Raw genomic sequence first — 6,532 nt, 5'->3', positions numbered from 1 at the left:
GGAAAAAACTGTTTTAGAAAATTGTTGTCTAGCATTAAGATGTGTATTTAAAATGAATTATACAGAAGCTTCTCGTAAAGCTTTAAAAAAATTAAAAGAAGTAGGAATGGAGAAATTTGCTCACGAAAATGTTCAAAAACTTTCCGGAGGACAAAAACAAAGAGTAGCTATAGCCAGAACTTTATGTATGGAACCGAAAATTATTTTACTTGATGAACCAACTTCAGCTTTAGATTCCGAATCTGCTCAAGAAATATTAAAATTATTAAAAAATTTAGTATATAAACATAATATAACTCTTATCATTGTGACTCATGAATTGCAATTTGCAAAGAAAGTTTCCAATAAAATTTATTTATTAGAAAATGGAAAAATCGCAGAAACAGGCAATTTAAATGACATTTTTAAATTAAATAAATGTCCTAAAATTAAATATTTTTTCGAACAAGAAAAAAAATAATATTGTAAATAAATGTTAAAAATTATAATTTTTTTAAAAATTAGCGCAATATCTCCAAAAATTTAATAATTAAAAAAAATAAGAAAGAGAACTAATATTTAAATGTTTCAATCGAAAATCCAACAAATCTTAAAAATTTTTACTTTTGTTATAATAATATTATTTTTGCATTATAAATTATTGCAAATTTGCAATTCTAAAAAACCTTCTTCAGACAGCATTATGTTAGGTGTAGTAAGTAATTCTCCACCTTTATGTTTCGACAGTAATTCATATAATCATAATAGTTATCGCACAGAAGCAGGTACATATGTAAGTGGTTCTGACATTTTTTTATTTCAAGAATTAGCAAAAAAAATGAATAAACGATTAAAAATAAAATCATTAAATTTCCCTGGTATTTTAAATGAAGTAGAGCAAGGAACTATTGATGCTGCCATTGGTAACATGAATATTACAGAAGAACGTAAAAAAAGAATGAAAACTATCGAATATGATAAATTAAAAATTGGTTTTTTAATTCGAAAAGATAATCTTAAATTCCAAAATTATATCAATAAAAAAGAAATTACTTTAAAAGATTTACAAACTTTAATTAAACAACACGACATAAGTGCAACCACTACAGTTAGTTCTATTTATGATATAGAAATATTACATAAATTAAATTTACATAAATCTAATCTCAAAGAAGATTTAGTAAATTGTGTAAACGAAGTAGAAAATAATCGTGTAGATTTATTTATTTTTGAACATCCTGTTATAAATTTAATGACATTTTTAAAAGCAAATAAACAAAACAAATTTCAATCCTTACAATTAATCGATAACGAAAACAATGATTCAAACAAAGAATTACAACATCCATTAGGTATTTTTATAAACTCCAAAAATCAAAAATTATATCAAGAAATCACTAAAAAAATTGATGAAATTAAAACATATAATCCAAATATAATGGAAAATTTACGCGAAAAAGCTATACAAACTTATAAAAACGATCACATTCATAATAAACAAAACAATACAATAGGAACTCGAATTGTAAATATAATAAAAACTTACCAAGATAGTTTTTATATATCATTAACTCTAGCTATAGATGCTATTTTAATTGGATTCTTATTAGCGTTAATATTATTGCCTTTAAAAATATGGTGTCAATATTCAAAAAAACCCATTAAAAAAGCAATTAATTATATATTAGTTTTATGTATTCATTTTGCAAAAGCTGTTCCTATTACTATTCAAGTGGTATTAATGTATAATTTATTAATTCAAAGAATATTTTTCTTAAAAGGCTTAATGGGAATTTTCTGCATCTCTTTAACAATAACTTTACTTAATAATGCGTTTTATTTTTTAAACAACATGTCTAGACAAATTAATTTTTTAGAATATGGACCTATAGAGGCTGCCTATGCTCTCGGTTTAACTTCAAAACAAGTATTTAGACACATTATATTAGAACAAATATTAAAAAGAGAGATACCAAATATATGGGATCAATTTATAGTAAATTTAAAAGAAACTGCTTTATATTCTATTATTGGATTACCAAATTTATTATGGACAGCACAACGTAATATAGCTATTACTTACGATACTATAACACCTTTTATTATAATAAGTATCATTTATATATCATTAGCAAGCTTAACTCAATTTTTAAAACAAAAAACGCTTTTTAAAAAACATAATAACTAAAGATTTAATATTTATAAAATCGATATATTATTAAACAAAATCATCACATTTTATGATTTTATAAAATAATTCAATAAATGTATTTAAAAAGTTTTATCTCTTATAAATACAAAAAGTCAAATTGCTTATCCTTATATGAAATAACAATTTGACTTTTTTATTTTTTATTTAACGAAAATATTTTTTATTAAGGTATTTATTAATTATTATGTTTGTTATTAATATTAGAATAATTATCTAAATTATCACTAATAATTATTAATTTATTTTCCCAATAAATATCTTTTTTAGACTTAATCCTTTGAACCAAGTTATTATTAATTTCAAAAACTGTTTTATCAGGGAAATGTTGAATATAACCAATGTTTTTTCTATAAATATTAAATTTATCATATAAAATTTGCAAAAAAGTAGCAGGATTATAAACACGATCATTTTTGCCAATATTAATGATCAATTTCGTCATATTAACATTATTATGTTCATATTTTTTAACATAATCACCATTAATACGATTATTTTTATTATAAGGTTTTTTGATAAAATCATCATTATTATAACTAGAAACATTTCGCACAATAATATTTTCATATTTTTTGCGACAAGGAGATATATAATTCAACAAAGATTTAATAATCAATTCATGATTATATTTTTCTAATAAATTATCCATTAAAACAGTATCAATTGATAAATTATTGCTTTGATAATTTTCTACTAATTGAATTACTTTATTTCTAAATAATTGATCTTGTTGTTGATAAATATCTTCAATTTTAGGAATTTCCGCTAATAATAATTTTTCTTTTAAATAATATTCTAAGTTTTTTAATTTCATTTTTTGTCGAATATTAATAAAACTATAAGAAACTCCCGATTTTCCAGCTCTACCGGTACGACCTATTCTATGAACATAACTTTCATAATCATTAGATAAATCGTAATTAATTACCATTTGAACATCAGAAATATCTAAACCTCGAGCTGCTACATCAGTAGCTACTAAAATTTTAATTTTTTTATTACGAAAATTATTAAGAACATATTGTCTTTGATTTTGTTTCAAATCTCCATGCAAAGCATCTACTAAAAAATTTCTTGTTTGTAAATAATCAGTAATATTATCAACATTTCTTTTAGTATTAGCAAAAATAATAACAGAATCTGGATTTTGATAATCTAATAAACGTTCTAAAACTAAATTTTTACTCATATCCGCAACAATAAAATAAAATTGTTTAATACTTTTAACTGCGATATTTTTATTAGAAATTTCTAAAGTTTGAGAATTTTTTTGATATTTAGCGGCTATTTTTTTAATGGAATCCGGCATGGTTGCAGAAAATAAAGCTGTTTGTCTTTCCGAAGGAATAGTTTTTAAAATATCTTCTACATCTTCTTGAAATCCCATCTTCAACATTTCATCAGCTTCATCTAAAACTAAAAGTTTAACGTTCGATAAATCTATTTTTTTTTGTTTTAATAAATCTAAAATTCTACCAGGAGTAGCTACAATAATATGAGGTTTTTTACTCAAAGCGCTAAATTGCTTAAAATATTTTTCGCCACCATAAATAACAGCAGTTCGAATTTCAGAATAAAATTTTAATAATTTATTGATCTCCGTAAACACTTGTAAAGCCAACTCACGTGTAGGACACAAAACTAAAGATTGAATTTGTGACATTTGAGGATCAATTTTTTGAATCATCGGGATTCCAAAAGCAAAAGTTTTACCTGTTCCTGTTTGGGAACGAGCTACAATATCGATACCTTCAATCATTTTCGGAATAACCAAAGCCTGAACAGGAGTAGGATTAATAAAATTAAGCTCTTTTAAAGCTTCTTGTATTTGAGTTAATAAATTTAACTCCGTAAAAGAAGAAATCATTATATTTTCCTTTCAATCTTATTGAAATTTTTTTTCAATAGTTTAATAAAATAAATCTTTCGCATTCTAACTAGTAATAATCGAAATTCTCCAATATTAAAAGAAATATTTAGTTACTATATTTTTTTCTAAAGAAAAAAATTCAAAAAATAAAAAAATATTTATTAAAAGTTTTTGTAATTTTAAAATTTAGAAAATTAAAGTGTAACCTATATCCATCTTAATTAAAAAATAAAAGTAAAAATAATAAGTAAAAATGAAAAAATAATCCTCTATCAGGAAAGACACTTACTAATTTAAATAAGAGTTTCAATATAGTTAAAAAAATAATTATTTTATTATTAATGATACCATAAAATAAATAATTTAATTTTAAAAAATTCTTTTTTACATAAAACAATGCTAATAAAAAAATATATTTAATTATTTAATTAAGGGATATAAATTAGTTTTAAATTAAATTTTTTTGATAAATTAATATTAAAGATTTTTAGCACTTGTCTAATAAATTTCTAAACATTAAACAAATTTTAAAATTATATATCGATACACATTTTAACTTTCACTTGTTTTTATGGATCAAATACTTTTTTAATTTTAATATTATTATCGAAAACTTTTTTAGAAAAATAAAAATTAAGACACAATTATAAAAAATATTATAATTAATTAAATCATTAATGAAAATTCAGATATCCATATAAATATTTTTATAAAATTAGTATATATAAATAGTTTAATCTTATTGCATAATTTACATGATACTTTCTAATAATGTTTAAAATTAATACAATTATTTACTAATTAAAATTTGTATTTTACTTCTTTGAGCTAACGAAAATTTCTTTATTAGATATTTCAAATTTTATACTAATAACATATTTTAATTTTATTAATCACTCTTCTAAGTTAACACATTATAATCAAATTTATTATAAAATAAGAATTATAGGTATTGAATAGCATAATTTTTTAAAATATTTTACTAAATACCAATTATTAAATAATTTCATAATATATATTTTGAATTTTTTTATACAACAAACTAAAAAATAAACAATTAATTGTAACATTAAAAATAACAGGAATAATATTAAAACAACAAATAACAATATTCATAAACTTATCAGAATAAACATAATTATATTGATAAAAAGTAATTTTGATAATATCCCAATAATTTAGATAACCATTACAAATTCTAGAAATTGATTGTAAAATAATAATCAAAAAACCGAAAATAAAAATGCGTTTACTGTTAACGTAACGATAATTTAATAAAAAACTCATTAACAAAAATAAATTAGGTATAAAAGTACCAAAAATAATATTACTTATGAGAAAAAAAGATCTATCATTAATAAAAAAAACATAATGGCTTTTTAAATATTCATAAGTAGCTAAATAACCCGGTACTGAATAAAAAAAACAATCTATAAAAATATAAACTAACCAAAATAAAATTAAATAATTAAGATTTAAAAAAAAACCCAAAAAAAATAACGGTAAATGCCAAAATAACCATAAATTAGAATTTAATATAGGAATTTTATTAATTTTACTTAAAAAAGAATATTTATTTAATTGAAATAAAATCCAAGAAATTGAAACTAAATTCGAACCTAAAATTATTTGTTTCATAATACTTCTTGTATTTTTTATATAGTTATGTTTATTTAACATAAAACGAATTTAACTTCTTTCTGAATAATTTAATTTATAAAAATCAAATTATATTTTTATATTATAATATTGATTATTTATATAGAATGAGAAATATATAATGTATATATTATAAAATCAAATATCTTTTATATCGGATATATTTTAAATTAATTTAAAATATACCAATAACTATCTTGGTTTTAAAAATGTTATAATAAAGGATGGTTTCAATTACTTAAAAATATTTATTTAAAAATTTCAAAATTAAGGAGTAATGAAAACTAAATATGATTAATAAATATCAATTACCGAACTTAAATTATCAATATAATGAATTAGAACCCTTTATAACAGCCAAAACAATGATGATACATCATCAAAAACATCATCAAACTTATATCGATAAATTAAATATATCTTTATCTCAATTTACAACAATAAACGATAATATAGATAATTTATTACAAAATTTATCTTTAATTCCTCAAGAAATCCGTGAATCTGTTCGTAATAATGGTGGCGGGCATTTTAATCACTCTTTTTTTTGGAAAATTTTAAAACCTAAAACAATAAATAAGAACATTTTATTGACAAACACAAAAGATATTATAAAACGCGATTTTCAAAATTTAGATAATTTTAAAAACCAATTTACTCAAAAAGCTTTAAATCTTTTTGGTAGCGGCTGGATATGGTGGATCATTAATGATAAAAATTTATCAGAAATAATAACAACCGTCAATCAAGATACAACTCATACATTAGGTTTCCCTATTTTAGGTTTAGATCTCTGGGAGCATGCTTATTAT

At 20.9% G+C, this 6,532-nt stretch carries 5 protein-coding genes; 3 read left to right on the top strand and 2 right to left on the bottom strand.

What is annotated here, in order from left to right; genetic code table 11:
• Both OC710_RS02305 and OC710_RS02300 read left to right on the top strand, forming a co-directional pair.
• The coding region (locus tag OC710_RS02305) for an ATP-binding cassette domain-containing protein (RefSeq protein ID WP_304514990.1) at positions 1 to 460 on the top strand (460 nt) is incomplete at its 5' end.
• 102 nt (positions 461 to 562) lie between these two features.
• Positions 563 to 2,167: a transporter substrate-binding domain-containing protein gene (locus OC710_RS02300; protein WP_304514989.1), complete on the top strand. Its 1,605-nt coding sequence runs from the start codon at positions 563 to 565 to the stop codon at positions 2,165 to 2,167.
• Between the two features lie 199 nt (positions 2,168 to 2,366).
• On the opposite strand, the gene OC710_RS02295 is transcribed toward OC710_RS02300, so the two are convergent.
• Both OC710_RS02295 and OC710_RS02290 read right to left on the bottom strand, forming a co-directional pair.
• Complete coding sequence (locus tag OC710_RS02295) at positions 2,367 to 4,058, bottom strand: DEAD/DEAH box helicase (RefSeq protein ID WP_004994994.1); 1,692 nt, start codon at positions 4,056 to 4,058, stop codon at positions 2,367 to 2,369.
• A 999-nt stretch (positions 4,059 to 5,057) separates the two neighbouring features.
• Entirely contained in the window at positions 5,058 to 5,741 is a 684-nt protein-coding gene (locus tag OC710_RS02290; protein WP_004994995.1) for a hypothetical protein, read from the bottom strand.
• 269 nt (positions 5,742 to 6,010) lie between these two features.
• On the opposite strand from OC710_RS02290, the gene OC710_RS02285 reads away from it, so the two are divergent.
• A partial coding sequence (locus OC710_RS02285) for a superoxide dismutase (protein ID WP_304514988.1) occupies positions 6,011 to 6,532 on the top strand: 522 nt, incomplete at its 3' end.

Origin of the sequence: 'Vigna radiata' phytoplasma, assembly GCF_030586915.1 — a bacterium.
GTDB classification, from domain to species: domain Bacteria; phylum Bacillota_I; class Bacilli_A; order Acholeplasmatales; family Acholeplasmataceae; genus Phytoplasma; species Phytoplasma australasiaticum.
Note: the sequence above shows the minus strand (reverse complement) of the source record. Positions and strands in the feature narration are given on the sequence as shown.